At 63.6% G+C, this 19,688-nt stretch carries 13 protein-coding genes; 11 read left to right on the plus strand and 2 right to left on the minus strand.

Annotated elements, in window-relative coordinates; all coding sequences use genetic code 11:
- Nucleotides 1–86 precede the first annotated feature (86 nt).
- Nucleotides 87–2,306, minus strand: coding sequence for a primosomal protein N' (locus AB7M33_RS10525; RefSeq protein WP_027592348.1), 2,220 nt, complete (start codon nucleotides 2,304–2,306; stop codon nucleotides 87–89).
- Nucleotides 2,307–2,474: 168 nt separating this feature from the next.
- On the opposite strand from AB7M33_RS10525, the gene rpmE reads away from it, so the two are divergent.
- The 3 genes from rpmE to AB7M33_RS10540 all read left to right on the plus strand — a co-directional run bounded on the left by rpmE (nucleotide 2,475) and on the right by AB7M33_RS10540 (nucleotide 4,961).
- Nucleotides 2,475–2,690, plus strand: a complete 216-nt coding sequence (gene rpmE / locus AB7M33_RS10530) for a 50S ribosomal protein L31 (RefSeq protein WP_027592349.1) — start codon at nucleotides 2,475–2,477, stop codon at nucleotides 2,688–2,690.
- 2 nt (nucleotides 2,691–2,692) lie between these two features.
- Nucleotides 2,693–3,514: a thermonuclease family protein gene (locus tag AB7M33_RS10535; protein ID WP_454242818.1), complete on the plus strand. Its 822-nt coding sequence runs from the start codon at nucleotides 2,693–2,695 to the stop codon at nucleotides 3,512–3,514.
- 178 nt (nucleotides 3,515–3,692) lie between these two features.
- Nucleotides 3,693–4,961: a malic enzyme-like NAD(P)-binding protein gene (locus AB7M33_RS10540; protein WP_027592351.1), complete on the plus strand. Its 1,269-nt coding sequence runs from the start codon at nucleotides 3,693–3,695 to the stop codon at nucleotides 4,959–4,961.
- A gap of 218 nt (nucleotides 4,962–5,179) precedes the next feature.
- Here AB7M33_RS10540 and AB7M33_RS10545 read toward each other — a convergent pair whose 3' ends face one another.
- Nucleotides 5,180–7,630: a penicillin-binding protein 1A gene (locus AB7M33_RS10545; protein ID WP_454244214.1), complete on the minus strand. Its 2,451-nt coding sequence runs from the start codon at nucleotides 7,628–7,630 to the stop codon at nucleotides 5,180–5,182.
- 181 nt (nucleotides 7,631–7,811) lie between these two features.
- Between AB7M33_RS10545 and pilM the strand changes: the two genes are divergently transcribed.
- The 8 genes from pilM to gltB all read left to right on the plus strand — a co-directional run bounded on the left by pilM (nucleotide 7,812) and on the right by gltB (nucleotide 19,589).
- Nucleotides 7,812–8,675, plus strand: coding sequence for a type IV pilus biogenesis protein PilM (gene pilM / locus AB7M33_RS10550; RefSeq protein WP_027592353.1), 864 nt, complete (start codon nucleotides 7,812–7,814; stop codon nucleotides 8,673–8,675).
- Nucleotides 8,672–9,208, plus strand: coding sequence for a PilN domain-containing protein (locus AB7M33_RS10555; protein ID WP_454242819.1), 537 nt, complete (start codon nucleotides 8,672–8,674; stop codon nucleotides 9,206–9,208). Before pilM ends, AB7M33_RS10555 begins: the two co-directional genes overlap by 4 nt.
- Before the next feature lie 29 nt (nucleotides 9,209–9,237).
- Nucleotides 9,238–10,221: a pilus assembly protein PilP gene (locus AB7M33_RS10560; RefSeq protein WP_454242820.1), complete on the plus strand. Its 984-nt coding sequence runs from the start codon at nucleotides 9,238–9,240 to the stop codon at nucleotides 10,219–10,221.
- On the plus strand, nucleotides 10,145–11,413 hold the full coding sequence (locus AB7M33_RS10565; RefSeq protein ID WP_085272249.1) for a type IV pilus secretin PilQ: 1,269 nt from the start codon (nucleotides 10,145–10,147) through the stop codon (nucleotides 11,411–11,413). The genes AB7M33_RS10560 and AB7M33_RS10565 overlap by 77 nt, the downstream gene beginning before the upstream one ends.
- 4 nt (nucleotides 11,414–11,417) lie before the next feature.
- Nucleotides 11,418–11,936 carry a shikimate kinase AroK gene (gene aroK / locus AB7M33_RS10570; RefSeq protein ID WP_027592357.1) on the plus strand — a complete coding sequence of 173 codons (519 nt, stop codon included), beginning with the start codon at nucleotides 11,418–11,420 and terminating at the stop codon, nucleotides 11,934–11,936.
- Between the two features lie 96 nt (nucleotides 11,937–12,032).
- Nucleotides 12,033–13,130: a 3-dehydroquinate synthase gene (gene aroB / locus AB7M33_RS10575; protein WP_027592358.1), complete on the plus strand. Its 1,098-nt coding sequence runs from the start codon at nucleotides 12,033–12,035 to the stop codon at nucleotides 13,128–13,130.
- A 15-nt stretch (nucleotides 13,131–13,145) separates the two neighbouring features.
- Nucleotides 13,146–14,771 carry an SPOR domain-containing protein gene (locus tag AB7M33_RS10580; RefSeq protein WP_027592359.1) on the plus strand — a complete coding sequence of 542 codons (1,626 nt, stop codon included), beginning with the start codon at nucleotides 13,146–13,148 and terminating at the stop codon, nucleotides 14,769–14,771.
- Between the two features lie 372 nt (nucleotides 14,772–15,143).
- A complete protein-coding gene (gltB, locus tag AB7M33_RS10585) occupies nucleotides 15,144–19,589 on the plus strand; it encodes a glutamate synthase large subunit (RefSeq protein WP_099430677.1) in 4,446 nt (1,481 codons plus the stop codon).
- The last annotated feature ends 99 nt before the right edge of the window (nucleotides 19,590–19,688 follow it).

Genomic DNA, 19,688 nt, shown 5'->3' on the forward strand with positions numbered 1-19,688 from the left:
GTGGAGCGCTTCGATGCGCAGGTGGAAAAACTGGGCATTATCCGTTGCCGGGAGCGGGTTGCCAACCTTTGCCAAGGCTCAGGGTGTCAGTAGAGGTCTACCGGGTCCACGTCCAGCGACCAGCGAACCTGTCGGCCGCTCGGCATTTGCTCCAACACTAGCAACCAGGCGCTGATCAGTCGATGCAGGGGTGCCCGGGTGTTGGCCTGTATCAATAATTGGGCGCGGAAGCGGCCCGCTCGGCGCTCCATGGGAGCCGGTACCGGGCCCAACAGTTCAATGCCCGGCAGGCGCTGTTCGGCCACCAGGCGCTCTGCTGCGCTGCAGGCTTCGTCGAGGAAGCCTTCGGCCTGGCCCGGTTTGTGGGCTTCGGCGCGCAGCAAGGCCAGGTGCGAAAAAGGCGGCAGGCCGGCGGCGCGGCGCTCGTCCAGGGCTTGCTCGGCGAAGGCGAAATAGCCTTGTTCGGTCAGCTGTACCAGCAAGGGGTGGTCGGCCAAGTGGGTCTGGATGATCACCTTGCCGGGCTCTTCGGCGCGCCCGGCACGCCCGGCAACCTGCACGATCAATTGCGCCATGCGCTCGCTGGCACGGAAGTCGCCGGAGAACAGCCCGCCGTCGGCGTCGAGGATGGCCACCAACGTCACGCGTGGGAAGTGGTGCCCCTTGGCGAGCATCTGGGTGCCCACCAGGATGCTCGGCTGGCCACGCTGGATGGTGCCGAACAGGTTGTGCATGGCGTCTTTGCGCGCCGTGCTGTCGCGGTCCACGCGCAGGATCGGGTAGTCCGGGAACAGCACCTTAAGGCGCTCTTCAGCGCGCTCGGTGCCTGCGCCCACCGGCCGCAAGTCGACATGGTTGCACTGCGGGCACTGGTGCGGCAGGCGTTCGTCATAACCGCAGTGGTGGCAACGCAGCACGCCGGAACGCTGGTGCACGGTCATGCGCGCATCGCAGCGAGGGCATTCGGACAACCAGCCGCAATCGTGGCACAGCAACGTCGGGGCAAAGCCGCGGCGGTTGAGGAACACCAACACTTGCTGGCCTGCTTCCAGGGTCTGGCGGATGGCCTGCTGCAGCGGGCCGCTGATGCCACTGTCCAGCGGCAGGCTTTTCACGTCCAGGCGCAGCATGCGCGGCGGGCGCGCACCGCCGGCGCGCTGGTTCATGCGCAGCAAGGTGTAGCGGCCGGTCTGGGCGTTGTGCAGGGTTTCCAGCGACGGCGTGGCCGAGCCGAGCAGGATCGGGATGTTCTCCTGGTGGGCGCGCACCAGGGCCAGGTCGCGGGCGTGGTAACGCAGGCCTTCTTGCTGTTTATAAGAGCCGTCGTGCTCTTCGTCGATGATGATCAGGCCGGGGTTTTTCATCGGCGTGAACAGCGCCGAGCGGGTGCCGATGATGATGTCGGCCTCGCCATCGCGGGCTGCCAGCCAGGCGTCCAGCCGCTCGCGGTCGCCGACCGCCGAGTGCAGCAAGGCGATGCGGGCGTTGAAGCGTTGCTCGAAGCGCGCCAGTGTCTGCGGGCCGAGGTTGATTTCCGGGATCAGCACCAGCGCCTGCTTACCGGCCTCCAGTGTTTCGCGGATCAACTGCAGGTAGACCTCGGTCTTGCCGCTGCCGGTAACCCCGGCCAGCAGAAACGCGTTGAAACTGCCAAGGCCCAGGCACACGGCATCGAAGGCGTTGCGCTGCTCTTCGTTGAGGGGCAGTTCGGGCTGCGCCAGCCAGTGCTCGTGGCGCGGCGTCGGCAGGTGGCGGCGTACTTCGACGGTGACCAGTTCCTTGGCCAGCAGCAGGTCGAGGCTGTCCTTGTTCAGGTTGAGCTTGCCCAGCAGGCTGTGGGCCACGCCGTGTGGGTGCTGCGCCAGGGTTTTCAGGGCATCGCGCTGGCGCGGTGCGCGGGCGATGCGGGGGTCATCGTGGCGGGCATCGGCGGCGACGTGCCAGAAGCGTTCCTGGCGCATCTCGGCCAGTTCGCCCTGGCGCAGCAGGGTCGGCAGGGCCCAGCTCAGGGTATCGCCCAGGCTGTGCTGGTAGTACTGGGCCGTCCACAGGCACAGCTTGAGCAGGGCCGGCGGCAGCGGCGATACCGGGTCCAGCAGCGCAATGGCCGGCTTGAGCTTGTCGGCGGGCACTTCGCTTTGGTCGCACACCTCCACCAGCACGCCGATCATCTCGCGGCGCCCGAATGGCACACGAATGCGCATGCCCGGTGTGAGGGGCTGGCGCGCCATGCTCGCCGGCGCCCTGTAGTCGAACAGGCGACGCAGCGGGGAGGGCAGGGCAAGGCGCAGGATGACGTCGGACACGCGGAAGGTCTCGCAAGGGCATTTCAAAGACTGGCGAGCCTAGCAGACGACAGTCGGTGCAAGCGACAACTTGCGCTGAGGCTGGGCTCTGGTATTATTCGCCGCCTAATTACGTGCGGTATTCAACAATTGGTGTTGGGTGGCGGCACGCAGCTCGAGGAAGTGACCATGAAAGCAAATATTCATCCGAACTACGAAGTAGTTGCAGTCACCTGCAGCTGCGGCAACAAGTTTGAAAGCCGTTCGACCCTGGGTAGCACCCTGTCGATCGACGTTTGCAACCTGTGCCACCCGTTCTACACCGGTAAGCAGAAAGTCCTGGACACCGGTGGTCGCGTACAGAAGTTTGCCGATCGCTTCGGCATGTTCGGTGCCAAGAAGTAATAATGCGCATGGCGAATCCCTCGGGTTTCGCGCTGTTGCAAAAAAAAGCGCCCCTTGTGGGCGCTTTTTTTGTGGGCGCGATTTGGCATCTTCCTGCCCAGGCGTTCTGCCCGCTGCCGGCCAATCCTCAGCAGGTAGCAGTGCGGCAGGTGGTGGATGGCGATACCTTGCGCCTGACCGACGGCCGCAGCGTGCGCATGATCGGCATCAACGCCCCGGAGATTGGTCGCAAAGGGCGGACCAGCGAGCCCTATGCCGAGGCGGCCAAGCGGCGCTTGCAAGCCTTGGTCAAAGCCAGTGACGGGCGTGTAGGGCTGGTGCAGGGCGTCGAGGGCAAAGACAAATACGGCCGCACACTGGCGCACATCTACGGCCGCACTGGCAACAATCTGGAAGCACAACTGCTCAGCGAGGGGCTCGGCTACCGCGTTGCCGTTGCCCCCAATGTGCGCCTGGTGGGGTGCCAGCAATTGGCCGAGCAAGCGGCGCGCAAGGCGGGTGTCGGCCTGTGGCGCAGCTCGCCGGTGCTGCGCGCACGGGATGTCAGGCAGTCTGGGTTCGCTGTCATCGGTGGCCGAATCGAGGCGGTCGAACGTAACCGCGGCGGCGTCTGGCTGACCCTGGATAGCACCGTGGTGCTGCAGGTTCCCGCTCGTCTGCAACGCAACTTCCCGGCCAGCTTCTTCGATAATCTCAAAGGGCGCCAAGTCGAGGCGCGTGGCTGGGTGCTGGATCGTTCCCGCAAGGGCGGCCTGAAGCCTGGGCAGCGACGCTGGGTGTTGCCATTGACCGATCCGAGCATGTTAGAACGCATTTCAGGCTGAAAAGATGTAGACATTTCGGTATTAGATTGTACACACTGTGATTCGTATGCCCCGTGGGTTATAGCGTAAAGTCGTAGGCTAAAGGCCTTGACACAAGTGACCGACCAGTCTTGTGACTCCCCGGCTCTTTGCGTATCCTCGGCGGTCCGTCAGAACAGTAAATAGCGGAATGCCCACCATGTCAGACCTGAAAACCGCCGCTCTCGAATACCACGCTCAACCTCGTCCGGGGAAACTGAGCGTCGAGCTCTCGAAGCCCACCGCCACCGCCCGTGACCTCGCCCTGGCCTACAGCCCAGGTGTTGCAGAACCCGTGCGCGAAATCGGCCGTGATCCAGAGCTGGCCTACAAATACACCGGTAAAGGCAACCTGGTTGCGGTGATTTCGGATGGTACTGCCATCCTCGGTCTGGGCGACCTCGGCCCACTGGCCTCGAAGCCGGTCATGGAAGGCAAGGGTGTTCTGTTCAAGCGTTTCGCTGGCATCGACGTATTCGACATCGAAGTCGAGTCTGAAAGCCCGCAAGCTTTCATCGACACCGTTCGCCGCATTTCGATCACCTTCGGTGGCATCAACCTCGAAGACATCAAGGCTCCAGAGTGCTTCGAAATCGAGCGCACCCTGATCGAGCAGTGCGACATTCCGGTCTTCCACGATGACCAGCACGGCACCGCGATCGTCACCGCGGCCGGCATGATCAACGCCCTGGAAATCGCCGGCAAGAAGCTGGAAGAAGCCAAGATCGTCTGCCTGGGTGCCGGCGCTGCCGCCATCTCGTGCATGAAGCTGCTGGTCAGCATGGGTGCCAAGGTCGAGAACATCTACATGATCGACCGCAGCGGCGTGATCCACGCTGGCCGCGACGACCTGAACCAGTACAAGGCGCAGTTCGCCCACGCGACCGACAAGCGCACCCTGGCTGACGCCTTGAACGGTGCTGACGTGTTCGTTGGCCTGTCCGGCCCGAACCTGCTGAGCGCAGAAGGCCTGAAGTCGATGGCGGCCAACCCGATCGTGTTCGCGTGCTCGAACCCCGATCCGGAAATCTCCCCAGAGCTGGCTCACGCCACCCGTAACGACGTGATCATGGCCACCGGTCGTTCCGACTACCCGAACCAGGTCAACAACGTACTGGGCTTCCCCTTCATCTTCCGTGGCGCCCTGGACGTACGTGCCAAGCGCATCAACGAAGAAATGAAGATTGCCGCCGCCATCGCCCTGAAAGACCTGGCCAAGCTGCCGGTTCCTAAGGAAGTTTGCGAAGCCTACGGCGTCGAAGGCCTGGAGTTCGGCCGTGAGTACATCATTCCGAAGCCTCTGGATGCCCGTCTGATCACCGTTGTTTCCGATGCTGTCGCCAAGGCTGCTATCGAGTCCGGTGTGGCGACCCTGCCGTATCCTAAGCACTACCCGCTGAACAGCGTGGATGAAGTGTTCAACGGCTGATTGCCGTAAGTGACACAAAAAAGCCCCGGCTCGTATGAGCCGGGGCTTTTTATTGTGCGTTTGTCGGCAGCGTAGATCCCTGTAGGAGCGGCCTTGTGTCGCGATGGGCTGCGCAGCGGCCCCAGGATCTCGACAGCAGAAGGTCTCGCAAGGGGCTGCTGCGCAGCCCATCGCGACACAAGGCCGCTCCTACACAGGCGGCGCTAGCCTGTCAGGGATCAGAACAGGTCCATCGGCGCCGCTTCATCCGCCGGCAGCGGGCTTCCCGGTGCCGCGCCGTTGCCCAGTTCATCCCCTGACGGTGGCGAATCTTCGGCCTTGAACAACTCGAAGTAGGCGTTCGGCGTGCCCGGCGAGGCCGCACGGCCGCTGACCGGGTCGACACGCAGGCTAAGGATGCCTTCCGGCTCAGCCGGTACGTGGTTGGGTTTGTCCTTCAGCGCAGCACCCATGAAACTCATCCAGATCGGCAGCGCCGCAGTGCCACCGTACTCGCGGCGGCCCAGGGTCTCGGGCTGGTCGAAGCCGACCCATACCGTGGTCACGTAATCGGCGTTGTAGCCGGAGAACCAGGCATCCTTGGACTCGTTGGTGGTACCGGTCTTGCCGGCCAGGTCGGTGCGGCCCAGGGCCAGCGCACGGCGGCCAGTGCCCCGTTTGATTACATCCTGCAGCATGCTGGTGAGGATGTACGTGGTGCGGCCGTCGATGATCTGTTCCGCCACTGCCGGCGTTTGCGGTGCTGGCGTGACTTGGCCAAAGGCGGCCGGTGCCTCGCCCGGCATGGCTGCGGTGCTGATCGGCTGCTCTGGCGCGGCAAGGCCTACCTGGTCCTGGGCGCCTTGCGGCACGCGGGGCGGGTTGGCGGTGAACAGGGTCTCGCCGCTGCGGCTCTCGATGCGGTCGATCAGGTACGGGGTGATCTTGTAACCGCCGTTGGCAAAGGTGCTCCAGCCCGTGGCGATTTCCATCGGCGTGAGGGTTGCGGTGCCCAGTGCCAGCGACAGGTTGCGCGGCAAGTCCTGCTTGTTGAAGCCGAACTTGGCGATGTAGTCGATGGTGCGGTCGACGCCCATGGCCTGCAGCAGGCGGATCGATACCAGGTTGCGCGATTTGTACAGCGCCTCGCGCATGCGGATCGGGCCGAGGAAGGTGTTGGTGTCGTTCTTCGGCCGCCAGACCTTGTCCAGGTACTCGTCGACGAACACGATCGGTGCATCGTTGACCAGGCTGGCTGCGGTGTAGCCGCTGTCGAGCGCCGCGCTATAGATGAAGGGCTTGAAGCTCGAGCCAGGTTGGCGCTTGGCCTGCATGGCACGGTTGTAGTTGCTTTGCTCGAACGAGAAGCCGCCTACCAGGGCACGAATGGCGCCGTTGTATGGGTCGAGGGTGACCAGCGCGCTTTGTGCGCCCGGCACCTGGCTGAACTTGAGCTTGCCGTCGTCCAGGCGCTGCAGGCGCACCAGGTCGCCTACCTGGGCAACATCGGCGGGGCTTTGCGGTGCGCGGCCCTGGGAATTGCTATTGAGGAACGGGCGCGCCCACTTCATGGTGTCCCAGGCCACGGTTTCTTCCTGGCCGCTGCGGGTCAGCACCTTGAGGTCGGTTTTGTCGACCTGGGTGACGATGGCTGGCTCAAGGCCGCCCAGGGTGCGCTGCTTGCTCAGTTCCAGCAGCCAGGCCGCGTGGGTCTTGCCTGGGAAGCGTGCCTCGGGGCCGCGGTAACCGTGGCGTTCATCGTAATCGGAAAGGCCCGTGAGAATGGCTTTGTTGGCCATCTCCTGCATGTCGCTTGGCACCGTGGTGGTGACGCGGAAGCCCTCGGTGTAGGCATCGCTGCCATAACGGCCGACCATCTCGGCGCGGGCCATCTCGGCGACGTACGGGGCATTCACCTCAGGTGTCGGCACGTGATAGCTGGCGTTGAGCGGCTCGGCCAGGGCGGCCTGGTAGCTGGCCTGGTCAATCTTGCCGAGCTTGTACATGCGGCCAAGAATCCAGTCGCGACGCTCTTTGGCGCGCACCGGGTTGGCCAGGGGGTTGAAGCGCGAAGGTGCCTTGGGCAAGCCGGCGATCATCGCCATTTGCGCCAGGCTCACGTCGCGGATCGACTTGCCGTAATAAACCTGTGCGGCGGCATCGATGCCGTACGCCCGGTTGCCCAGGTAGATCTTGTTCACGTACAGCTCAAGGATTTCGTCCTTGGTCAGCTCACGCTCGATCTGCAGGGCCAGCAGAATCTCGTTGGTCTTGCGCGAAAAGCTGCGCTCGCTGGTGAGGAAGAAGTTCTTCGCCACCTGCATGGTGATGGTGCTGCCGCCCGTCTGGATGTGGCCGGTTTTTACCAGCTGAGTCGCGGCGCGCATCAGGCTGCTGGGGTCAACGCCGTAGTGGTTGAGGAAATTGTCGTCCTCGGCTGACAGAAGCGCCTGGATAAATTGTGGGGGGATTTCCGCGAAACGGATCGGCGAGCGGCGCATTTCGCCGAACTCGGCAATCAGCTTGCCGTCGCTGCTGTACACCCTGAGGGGGATCTGCAACTGGATGCTTCTGAGGGACTCGACCGAGGGCAGGCTAGGGCTAAGATACAGAAACGCACCGCTCACACCGAGTACGAGCGCGCTAATGACTGCGACGGAAGACCACCAGAAGAACTTCAGCAGACGTATCAAGGCTTTTGGGCGTCCAGGTTGATAAGTGAATTGCGTACGGGTCCGGCGGACCAAAAACGCTGGGCATTATAAGCATTTTTTCGCCTTGCCGGGTGACCGGCCAGGTGGCCCGTCGAACCGTTTGGCCGCTGAGGCCTAGTGCTGACGCGGGTTTGCGGCATACAGCAAAGGAACAGCGATGCTTGGACGTTTCGGCATGGATGCCGGTTCACTCTTGGGGGTGGAAATTGCCCCCGACTCCGTTCGGATTGTGCAGCTGCAGCGACGCAAGGGGCGTTGCCAGGTCGCGGCCTGGGCGCACGAGCCGTATGAACCGTACAGTGGGGCTGATTGGGCGACCGACCCTGCCCGGCTAGTGGCTGCGTTGCGCCGTGCCTGCAGGCGCAGCGGCAGTCGGCAGCGGCGCGTTGCGGTGGCGCTGCCGGCAAATCAGGTGATCTGCAAGGTGTGCCAACTGCCAGCGGGCCTGAGTGAAGCCGATATCGAGGCCCAGTTGCTGGCTGATGCGGATCGCCTGTTTCCATTTCCGCTTGATGATCTGGCGCTGGACTTTCAGTTGCTCGGGGCCTCCGAGGCCCAGGCCGATTGCCAGGAGGTCATGGTGGCGGCCTGTCGCCAGCGTGCGCTGGAGCCCGTTGAAGCCCTGCTTGATGCAGCCGGGCTGCAGGCCGAGGCGATGGAGGTCGACAGTATCGCGTTGCAGCGGATGCTGCCGCAGGGCGCGCTTGCGGGTTCGGCATTGCTGCGCATCGAAGCGCAAGGCGCGACGCTGCATTGTTGGCGGCAGGGCATGCCCGCGCAGCGCCGCGAAGTGCACCTTGGCCAAGCACTTGGCCAATGGCCGGCGCTTCTGGGCGACGACAGTCAACTGGAATGCGTGCTGGTCGCCGGCAGTTCACCGATCGAGCAAGCGTGGCTGGATAACCTGAGTGCAGAGGTGAAGCTGCCCTGTCGGCCCCTGCCTTCTATTGTGGGGTTGGAGCCTGGTGGGGGCGAGATGCTCTTGGCATGCGCCTTGGCGCTCGGAGGCATGCAGCCATGATGCGTCTTAACCTTTTGCCCTGGCGCGAGCGGCAGCGCCGGTCGATGCTTCGGCGCTTTCAGTGGATGTTGCTTGGCAGTGCGGCGCTGGCCCTGTGCGCCGTGATGCTGATTGATCAACTGGCACGCCAACGTGCACAGCAGCAAGGGTTGAGCACTGTTAGCCGTCAATCCGCCGTTGCGCTGCTGGATGAACAATTGGAGCAGCATGCCGATGTCCGTGCCGCCCACGATGCTGCCCAGGTACAGGCCGCGGTGTTGGCCAGCCTGCGCGCCGATCAAGGTGTATTCCCCGCGTTGCTTAGCGACCTGGAGGCAGCGTTGCCTGCTGGTCTGCAGCTCACTGAGCTCACGTTGGCAGGCGGCCGTTTGCAGGTGACCGGCCAGGCCGCGTCCGGTGCTGTGGTCGCTCAGTTCATGCGCGACCTCGAGCGGTCCGCGGTGCTGCAAGGCCTGGAGCTCAAGTATGTGAAGCACCTGCCTTCGGGCGATGAGTTTGTCCTGACAGCGCGTGTGTCGGCGTTTTGGTCGTGAATGCAGCCTGGTGGGGGAGCTGGCAGGGCATGGCCGAACGTTCCGCTCGCTTCAGGTGGGGCGCTTCGGTCGGTCTGGGAGTGTTGGTATTGGCGCTGGGGTGTGGGCTACGCCTGCCGGAGTTGCGGCACGCCCATGGGCAAGTGAATGCGCAGCATGAGCAGTTGAGCGAGGAACATTCGGCCAAGGCAGCGCAGGTGCGGGAGCTGGCACGCATGCGCGCTGCGCTGGCCGCCGCACAGCAGGCGCTGCACGTTGCCCGGTGGCGTCTCGCCGCTGGCGAGGGCATGAGTGACCTGCTCGATTCGCTTGCCGCCTCAGGGCATGAATTTGGCCTGCTGTTCGAGCGGCTCGATGTGCATGAGGCGGTGGAGCAGGCGCACTACCGAACCATCCCCCTCGATGTTCAGGTGGTGGGCCGGTATGCAGCACTGCGCCTGTGGTTGGATGAATGGCTTGGGCAGCTGCGGCTGCTGCGCGTGAGTGACCTGAGCATGAACGAAGTCGATGGGCGGCCTGGATTGTTGCGCGTTCGCCTGAGGGTTCACGCCCATCATGCTGATGCTTCGACGCCGGCCGTTGCGTCGTTGGCAGATTTGCCCGCTCGGGCAGCGGCCGTGCCGCCGTTGGTCGATCCGTTCTCCGCAGCCCCGGCGAAAGTGGCACCTGGCGAATTGGGCCGTGTGCCCTTGGCGCAGCTGGAAATGGTCGGGAGCCTGGCGCAAGGCGGCGCGCATGAAGCGCTGTTGTTGTCTGCAGGCCAGTTGTATCGCGTGCGCCTGGGCGACCGGCTCGGGCGCGATGAGGGTGTTGTGGTGCACATCGACGAGCAGCGGGTCGACGTGCGCGAGCGGTGGTTCGTGGCGCGTGAGTGGCATGAGCGCACAGCCGTACTCACCCTCCGAAAACCCCTGGACAAGGAGGTCATGGACAAGGATGAAAAGGCTATGGATGGGGGCGGCGGCGTTCGTCTTGTCGATCCCGCTAGCGACGGCAGCGCCCACTCGGGGTGAGCCACTGTCGCTGAACTTTCAGGATGTGCAGGTGCGCGCCGTATTGCAGGTGCTGGCAGACCATGCCGGCGTGAACCTGGTTGCCAGCGATTCGGTGCAGGGCAATATCACCTTGCGGCTTCAGGATGTGCCCTGGGAGCAGGCGCTGGATTTGGTGCTGCGCAGCAAGGGCCTGGCCCGGCGTGAAGAGGGCAATGTGCTGCTGGTGGCGCCGGCGGCGGAGCTTGCTGGGCAATCGCTCGACGCCCGACTAGGCCAGGCGCTGGATGCGCAATTGCAACCGCTGCAGCGTGAACTGATGCCGATCCACCATGCCGTAGCCTCCGAGCTCGCAGAGCTGTTGCTGGCAACCCTGGCAGACGACGGCATCCTCACTGGGCGAGGCAGTTTGAGCGTGGATGCGCGCACCAATACCCTGGTGGCCTACCAGCCCGCTGACCGCCTTGCCGAGCTGCGCCACCTGGTGGCGCAGCTGGATGTGCCGGTGCGTCAGGTGGCGATCGAGGCACGCATCGTCGAGGCCAATGTCGATTACGAAAAGAGCCTTGGGGTGCGTTGGGGTGGGCCCTTGTACGGTGAGAACGTAAGGCCAGGCAAGGAGCTGTTCGTCGACCTTGGGGTGGAGCGTACCGGCTCCAGTGTCGGCCTGGGCCTGCTGCGTGGCGGCATCCTGCTGGACCTTGAGCTCAGCGCCATGGAAAAGAGCGGCAATGGCGAAATCATCTCGCAGCCCAAGGTGGTCACGGCCGACAAGGAAACGGCCAGGATCCTCAAAGGTACTGAGGTGCCTTACCAGGAAACCAGCAAGAGCGGCGCCACGTCCGTGTCGTTTCGCGAAGCGTCCCTGTCGCTTGAAGTCACCCCGCAGATTACCCCGGACAACAAGGTCATCATGACGGTCAGGGTGACCAAGGACGAGCCTGATTACGTCAATGCCTTGAACAACGTACCGCCGATCCGCAAGAACGAGGTCAATGCCAAGGTTCGCGTGGCGGACGGCGAGACGATCGTGATCGGTGGCGTCTACTCGACCACGCAAAACAATGTGGTCGACAAGGTGCCATTTTTCGGCGATCTGCCGTATGTTGGGCGGCTGTTTCGACGCGATGTATTACAAGAGAAAAAATCCGAGCTGCTGGTCTTCCTGACTCCGCGTATCATGAGTGACCAGGCGATTGCTGTGAGTCGTTGATTCTGTGCGAAATTTGATACTTGTGGGGCCAATGGGCGCTGGTAAAAGCACCATTGGACGCCTATTGGCCAAAGAGCTGCGCCTGCTGTTCAAAGATTCCGACAAGGAAATCGAACTGCGATGCGGCGCCAACATCCCGTGGATCTTCGACAAGGAAGGCGAGCCGGGCTTCCGTGACCGTGAACAGGCGATGATCGCCGAGCTCTGCGGGCTCGACGGCGTGGTCCTGGCCACCGGCGGCGGCGCGGTAATGCGCGATGCCAACCGTCAGGCGTTGCGCCAGGGCGGCCGGGTGATCTACTTGCATGCTTCTGTGGAGCAGCAGGTCGGTCGCACCGCACGTGATCGCAATCGCCCCCTGTTGCGTACCGCCAACCCGGAGGCGACCCTTCGCGCCCTGCTCGAAGCGCGTGATCCGCTCTACCGCGAGATCGCCGACCTGGTCGTTGAAACCGACGAGCGGCCACCGCGCATGGTGGTGATCGATATTCTCGAACGCTTGCAGCAGTTGCCGCCCCGATAAGCCGGGACTATTCTCGGCCACCAGCGCCGAGGCGAGGTTCAACTTACCGCGTGCGTCGCCCAAGCGGCGCCGCGCCCAAGTACATTGTGGGGATACATGCAGACACTAAAGGTCGACCTGGGCGAGCGTAGCTACCCGATCTACATTGGCGAAGGCCTGCTGGACCAGCCCGAGTTGCTGGCGCCGCACATTGCCGGGCGGCAGGTCGCCATCGTTTCCAACGAAACCGTCGCGCCTCTGTACCTCGAACGCCTGGCCAAGACCCTGGGTGCCTATTCGGTGCTGCCCGTGGTATTGCCTGACGGCGAAGCCCACAAGAACTGGGAAACGCTGCAACTGATCTTCGATGGCCTGCTCACTGCCCGGCACGACCGTCGCACCACCGTGGTGGCCCTTGGCGGCGGCGTGATCGGCGACATGGCCGGCTTTGCCGCTGCCTGTTACCAGCGCGGCGTCGATTTCATCCAGGTGCCGACCACCCTGTTGTCTCAGGTCGACTCTTCGGTCGGCGGCAAGACCGGCATCAACCACCCGCTGGGCAAGAACATGGTCGGTGCCTTCTATCAGCCCAACGCGGTGCTGATCGACACCACCAGCCTCAAGACCCTGCCGGCGCGTGAGCTGTCCGCAGGCCTGGCCGAAGTGATCAAGTACGGCCTGATCTGCGACAAGCCGTTCCTTGGTTGGCTCGAGGACAATATGAAGGCCCTGCGTGCCCTGGACTCCACGGCCCTGACCGAAGCCATCCGCCGTTCCTGCGCAGCCAAGGCTGCGGTGGTCGGTGCCGATGAGCGCGAATCCGGCGTGCGGGCGACCCTGAACCTTGGGCATACCTTTGGCCATGCCATCGAAACCCATATGGGCTACGGCGTCTGGCTGCACGGCGAAGCCGTGTCGGCGGGCACGGTGATGGCCCTGGAAATGTCCATGCGGCTCGGCTGGATCGACCAGGCCGAGCGCGATCGCGGAATCCGCCTGTTGCAGGATGCAGGTTTGCCGGTGGTGCCACCACAGGAAATGACCCCGGCGCATTTCATGGAGCACATGGCGGTCGACAAGAAGGTGCTCGACGGGCGTCTGCGTCTGGTGCTGTTGCGCCAGATGGGCGAGGCCGTGATCACCGACGACTATCCGAAAGAGATTCTTCAGGCCACGCTGTCGGCGGATTACCGCGCGATCGTGGCCCAGCTTTGAGGTTGTGACAGCGCAATGACCAGTTTGCATGCCGATGAGGCCTTTCTCGACCATTACCAGTTGAGCCACGATCCGTTCGCGCCCCGCGTGCCCGGCTTCAAATTCTTCCCGGCACAGCGCAAGCCTGTGCTGGGCCAGCTGCATCACCTGGCCCGTTACAGCCAGCTGATGCTGGTGGTCACCGGCCCCCTGGGCAGCGGCAAGACCTTGCTGCGCCAGGCCCTGGTGGCCAGTACCAACAAGCAATCGGTGCAGAGCGTGGTGGTTTCTGCCCGTGGCGCCAGCGATGCGGCCAGCGTGCTCGCCCAGGTCGCGCAGTCGCTTGAGGTCGCCCAGCCTGAGGTCCAGGCCATACTGTCGAAGGTGGTGCAACTGGCGCTGACCGGGCAGGAAGTCTATTTGCTGGTGGACGATGCGGAACAACTCGACGAGTCGGCACTCCAAGCGTTGCTGGAGCTGGCGGCGGGTGTTCCGGAAGGGCGCCCGCACGTGTTCCTGTTCGGCGAACCGTCGCTGATTGCCGGGCTGGATGAGCTGAGTATCGAGGAAGAGCGTTTCCACGTTATCGAGCTCGCCCCCTACAGCGAAGAGGAGACCCGCGAGTACCTGGAGCAGCGTCTGGATGGCGCCGGCCGGGGCATCGAGGTGTTCACCCGCGAACAGATCGTCGATATCCATGAACACTCCGACGGTTGGCCTGGCACAATCAACCAGGTCGCCCGTGACACTTTGATCGAAGCCATGATCGCCAGCCGTTCGACGGCCAAGCGACCATCCATGGGGTTGAAAATGCCTAAGAAACATGTGCTCGCGCTGTCCGCTGTGGTCGTGGTCGCCGTTGCTGCCGCGGTTCTCATGCCCAAGAAAGGCGACAAGGCACCTGCTGAGGTGCCGGCTGCCCAGGCTCAATTGCCATTAGGTGAAGGCCAGCCGGGCGCCGCCCAGGCCAATAATGGCAACCCGGCCATCGAGTTCTCCGGCTCGTCGCAGCCGATGCCACTGCCGCTGGTAGGGCAGTCGCAGCCGGTGATGCGCGAACCATTGGCCCAGGCCGCTGGCATGGGGGACGGCGAAGAGGGCAGCCCGGCCGGCAATACCGCGCTGCAGCCTGGCAACCCGCCGACCGTGACCACCATCGCGCCGCCGCAAGGCGTGCCTGCCGGCCCGGCACCGACGCTGTCGAAGCCGACTGCCAGTGCACCGGTTCAGCCGGTTGCGCCTGCACCAAAGCCCGTCGCAACCCAGCCTGCAAAACCGGTTGCACCTGCTAAGCCTGCGCCTGCGCCAACCCAGGTCGCCACAGCCAAGCCAGCTGCCAAGCCTGTCGAGAAGCCTGCGGCTACCGGCAGCAGCGGTGGTGGCTGGTATGCAGGTCAGAAACCGGGCAATTACGTGGTGCAGATCCTCGGCACCAGCTCCGAAGCGTCGGCCCAGGCCTTCGTCAAAGCCCAGGGTGGCGACTATCGCTACTTCAAGAAAAACCTGCAGGGCAAGCCGCTGTATGTCGTGACTTACGGCAGCTTCGCCAACCGTGACGCAGCGGTTGCGGCAATCAAGAACTTGCCAGCGAAGGTCCAGGCTGGTAAACCTTGGCCACGTACCGTCGCCAGCGTCCAACAAGAGCTGGCCACGGCCCGCTGATACCTGCCGGGCGGCACCACCCCGCCGCCCAGTTGCTGAGCGAATTCTAGCTTTCGACTAGCCTGCTGCGCCCGAGCGCGGCAGGCTTTTCTGTCCCAGGCTGCCGGCCACAAGCCTCTCTTGCAGTCATGGCTGAAACGCTTCAGACTCGAGCCAAGCCGCTATCACGGCGCATGGCGCAAAAACATTCAAATTTGCGACATAAATTTTCAATGGTGAGACATGAAAATTTGTGGGCATCGCTGTCGCTGTGCAACAATGGTTTTCCATGACCACCGCAAAAAAGCTGGCGTTTGATCGGCGTGGATGGTAAGTGGTTGTTAAAAAAGAGATTTGCCTCCGTTGAGAGGTGAACCTGGTGAGAAAGTGTCTATGAAAACAGGTCTGTACCATCCCGAAGAATTCAAGGACAACTGTGGTTTTGGCCTGATCGCCCATATGACGGGCGAGCCAAGTCACCACCTTCTGCAAACCGCCATGCAGGCACTGACGTGCATGACCCACCGCGGCGGTATCAACGCCGACGGCAAGACCGGTGACGGTTGCGGTCTGCTCATGCAGAAGCCCGATCAATTCCTGCGGGCCGTGGCCCAGGAACAGTTTGCCGTCGAGCTGCCCAAGCAGTACGCCGTCGGCATGGTGTTCTTCAACCAGGACCCGGTCAAAGCAGAAGCCGCCCGCGCCAACATGGACCGCGAGATCCTCGCCGCTGGCCTGAAGCTGGTCGGCTGGCGCAAGGTGCCGATCGACACCAGCGTGCTGGGTCGCCTGGCGCTGGAGCGCCTGCCGCAGATCGAGCAGGTGTTCATCGGTGGTGAAGGCCTGAGCGATCAGGAATTCGCCATCAAGCTGTTCAGTGCCCGTCGTCGTTCGTCCGTGGCCAACGCCCACGACACCGACCACTACATCTGCAGCTTCTCGCACAAGACCATCATCTACAAAGGCCTGATGATGCCGCGCGATCTCGCGGCGTTCTATCCAGACCTGGGTGATGAGCGCCTGCAGACCGCGATCTGCGTGTTTCACCAGCGCTTCTCCACCAATACCCTGCCGAAATGGCCGCTGGCGCAGCCGTTCCGCTTCCTCGCCCACAACGGCGAAATCAACACCATCACTGGCAACCGCAACTGGGCCATGGCCCGTCGCACCAAGTTCGCCAATGACCAGATCCCTGACCTCGAAGAACTCGGCCCGCTGGTCAACCGCGTGGGCTCCGATTCGTCGAGCATGGACAACATGCTCGAGCTGATGGTCACCGGTGGCATCGACCTGTTCCGCGGCGTGCGCATGCTGGTACCGCCGGCCTGGCAGAACGTCGAGACCATGGACGCCGACCTGCGCGCCTTCTACGAATACAACTCCATGCACATGGAGCCGTGGGATGGCCCGGCCGGTATCGTCATGACCGAAGGCCGCCACGCGGTGTGCCTGCTCGACCGTAACGGCCTGCGCCCGGCGCGTTGGGTGACCACCACCAATGGCTACATCACCATTGCGTCGGAAATCGGCGTATGGGACTACAAGCCTGAAGACGTCATCGCCAAGGGCCGTGTCGGCCCGGGCCAGATCTTCGCCGTGGACACCGAAACCGGCCAGATCCTCGACACCGACGCCATCGACAACCGTCTGAAGTCGCGCCACCCGTACAAGCGCTGGCTGCGTCAGCACGCCACGCGTATCCAGGCGACCTTGACCGACGACCAGGGCGCGGCCAGCTACGATGCTGACCAGCTCAAGCAATACATGAAGATGTTCCAGGTCACCTTCGAAGAGCGTGACCAGGTGCTGCGCCCGCTGGGTGAGCAGGGCCAGGAAGCGGTCGGCTCGATGGGTGACGACACGCCGATGGCTGTGCTGTCGCAGCGCGTGCGTTCGCCGTATGACTTCTTCCGCCAGCAGTTCGCGCAGGTCACCAACCCGCCGATCGACCCGCTGCGCGAAGCGATCGTCATGTCGCTGGAGATCTGCCTGGGCGCCGAGCGCAACATCTTCCAGGAGTCCCCGGAGCACGCCTCGCGGGTCATCCTCAGCTCGCCGGTCATCTCGCCTGCCAAGTGGCGCTCGCTGATGAACCTGGAGCGCGAAGGCTTCGACCGCCAACTGATCGACCTCAACTACGAGCAAGGCGTCGGCCTGGAAGCGGCCATCCGCAACATCGCCGACCAAGCCGAAGAAGCGGTGCGCAGTGGCAAGACTCAACTGGTGCTGAGCGACCGTTACATCGCCCCGGGCAAGTTGCCGGTGCACGCTTCGCTCGCCGTGGGTGCCGTACACCACCGCCTGACCGAGCAGGGCCTGCGGTGCGACAGCAACATCCTGGTCGAAACCGCGACCGCCCGTGACCCGCACCACTTCGCTGTGCTGCTGGGCTTCGGTGCCTCGGCCGTCTACCCGTACCTGGCGTACGAAGTGCTGGCCGACCTGATCCGTACCGGCGAAGTGCTGGGCGATCTGGACGAGGTGTTCAAGTATTACCGCAAAGGCATCTCCAAGGGCCTGCTGAAGATCCTGTCCAAGATGGGCATCTCCACCATCGCTTCTTACCGGGGTGCGCAGCTGTTCGAAGCCATCGGCCTGGCCGAGGACGTGGTCGGCCTGAGCTTCAAGGGCGTGTCGAGCCGCATCAAGGGTGCGCGTTTCGAAGACCTGGAAAGCGACCAGAAGCTGCTCGCCGCCGAAGCCTGGAGCGCGCGCAAGCCGATCCAGCAAGGTGGCCTGCTCAAATTCGTCCACGGTGGCGAATACCACGCCTACAACCCGGATGTGGTCAACACCCTGCAGGCGGCTGTGCAGCAGGGCGACTACGCCAAGTTCAAGGAATACACCTCGCTGGTCGACCAGCGCCCGGTGTCGATGATCCGCGACCTGCTCAAGGTCAAAGTGGCTGACCAGCCGCTGGCGATCGAGCAGATCGAACCGTTGGAGGCCATCCTCAAGCGCTTCGATTCCGCCGGTATCTCGCTCGGCGCTTTGTCGCCAGAAGCCCACGAGGCGCTGGCCGAGGCCATGAACCGCCTGGGCGCGCGTTCCAACTCGGGCGAGGGCGGTGAAGACCCGTCGCGCTACGGCACCGTGCGCAGCTCCAAGATCAAGCAGGTGGCCACCGGCCGCTTTGGCGTGACCCCGGAATACCTGGTCAACGCCGAAGTGCTGCAGATCAAGGTAGCCCAAGGCGCCAAGCCGGGTGAGGGCGGCCAGCTGCCAGGCGGCAAGGTCAACGGCCTGATCGCCAAGCTGCGCTACGCGGTACCAGGCGTGACCCTGATCTCGCCACCGCCGCACCACGACATCTACTCGATCGAAGACCTGGCCCAGCTGATCTACGACCTCAAGCAGGTCAACCCGCAGGCGCTGGTCTCGGTCAAGCTGGTTGCCGAGGCAGGCGTGGGTACCATCGCCGCCGGCGTGGCCAAGGCCTACGCCGACCTGATTACCATCTCGGGCTACGACGGCGGTACCGGTGCTTCGCCACTGACTTCCATCAAGTACGCGGGCGCGCCGTGGGAGCTCGGCCTTGCCGAAACCCACCAGACTCTGCGCGGCAACGACCTGCGCGGCAAAGTGCGGGTGCAGACCGACGGTGGCCTGAAAACCGGCCTCGACGTGATCAAGGCGGCCATCCTCGGCGCCGAGAGCTTCGGCTTCGGCACCGCGCCGATGATCGCCCTGGGCTGCAAATACCTGCGTATTTGCCACCTGAACAACTGCGCCACCGGCGTCGCCACCCAGAACGACAAGCTGCGCAAGGACCACTACATCGGCACCGTCGACATGGTGATCAACTTCTTCACCTTCGTCGCCGAAGAGACCCGCGAGTGGCTGGCCAAACTGGGTGTGCGCAGCCTGGGCGAGCTGATCGGCCGCACCGACCTGCTCGACATCCTGCCAGGCGACACCGAGCGCCAGCAGTACCTGGACCTGTCGCCGCTGCTGGGCAGTTCGCACATTCCGGCGGACAAGCCGCAGTTCTGCGAAGTCGACAAGAACCCGCCGTTCGACAAGGGCGAGCTGGCCGAGAAGATGGTCGAAATGGCCATGCCGGCGATCCGCGACCAGTCCGGTGGCGAGTTCAGCCTCGACATCTGCAACTGCGACCGCTCCATCGGTGCGCGCATCTCGGGTGAGATCGCCCGCTTGCACGGCAACCAGGGCATGGCCGCTGCGCCGATCACCTTCCGCTTCAAGGGCACTGCGGGCCAGAGCTTCGGCGTGTGGAACGCTGGTGGCCTGAACCTGCACCTGGAAGGCGACGCCAACGACTACGTCGGCAAAGGCATGACCGGTGGCAAGGTCACCATCGTGCCACCTGCCGGCAGCCCGTTCGAAACCCAGCACAGCGCCATCGTCGGCAACACCTGCCTGTACGGTGCCACTGGCGGCAAGCTGTTCGCCGCCGGTACCGCGGGCGAGCGCTTCGCTGTGCGTAACTCTGGCGCCCACGCTGTTGTCGAGGGCACTGGCGATCACTGCTGTGAATACATGACCGGCGGCTTTGTCTGCGTCCTGGGCAAGACCGGTTACAACTTCGGCTCTGGCATGACCGGCGGCTTCGCCTACGTGCTCGACATGGACAACAGCTTCGTCGACAAGCTCAACCATGAACTGGTGGAAATCCAGCGCATCAGTGGTGAAGCGATGGAGGCGTACCGCAGCCACCTGGCGCGCGTCCTTGGCGAATACGTGGACGAGACCGGCAGCGAGTGGGGGCGTGAGCTCTTCGAGAACCTGGACGACTACGTGCGGCGCTTCTGGCTGGTCAAGCCGAAGGCGGCCAACCTCAAGCAACTGCTGTCCAGCACCCGTGCCAACCCGCAGTAACAACAGCTGCAAGTGGCAAGCCTCAGCTGCGAGTAAACGCAGTGCGAGGTTTGCCGGACCCAAGTGATCGACTTGCAGCTTGCGGCTTGTAGCTTGCGA

The organism is Pseudomonas sp. Y3 TE3536 (assembly GCF_053629175.1).

What these genes read in the sequence shown, in the direction of transcription:
- rpmE (WP_027592349.1), top strand. Translation starts at nt 2,475, where the DNA reads ATGAAAGCAAATATTCATCCGAACTACGAAGTAGTTGCAGTCACCTGC.
- AB7M33_RS10535 (WP_454242818.1), top strand. Translation starts at nt 2,693, where the DNA reads ATGCGCATGGCGAATCCCTCGGGTTTCGCGCTGTTGCAAAAAAAAGCG.
- AB7M33_RS10540 (WP_027592351.1), top strand. Translation starts at nt 3,693, where the DNA reads ATGTCAGACCTGAAAACCGCCGCTCTCGAATACCACGCTCAACCTCGT.
- pilM (WP_027592353.1), top strand. Translation starts at nt 7,812, where the DNA reads ATGCTTGGACGTTTCGGCATGGATGCCGGTTCACTCTTGGGGGTGGAA.
- AB7M33_RS10555 (WP_454242819.1), top strand. Translation starts at nt 8,672, where the DNA reads ATGATGCGTCTTAACCTTTTGCCCTGGCGCGAGCGGCAGCGCCGGTCG.
- AB7M33_RS10560 (WP_454242820.1), top strand. Translation starts at nt 9,238, where the DNA reads ATGGCCGAACGTTCCGCTCGCTTCAGGTGGGGCGCTTCGGTCGGTCTG.
- AB7M33_RS10565 (WP_085272249.1), top strand. Translation starts at nt 10,145, where the DNA reads ATGAAAAGGCTATGGATGGGGGCGGCGGCGTTCGTCTTGTCGATCCCG.
- aroB (WP_027592358.1), top strand. Translation starts at nt 12,033, where the DNA reads ATGCAGACACTAAAGGTCGACCTGGGCGAGCGTAGCTACCCGATCTAC.
- AB7M33_RS10580 (WP_027592359.1), top strand. Translation starts at nt 13,146, where the DNA reads ATGACCAGTTTGCATGCCGATGAGGCCTTTCTCGACCATTACCAGTTG.
- gltB (WP_099430677.1), top strand. Translation starts at nt 15,144, where the DNA reads ATGAAAACAGGTCTGTACCATCCCGAAGAATTCAAGGACAACTGTGGT.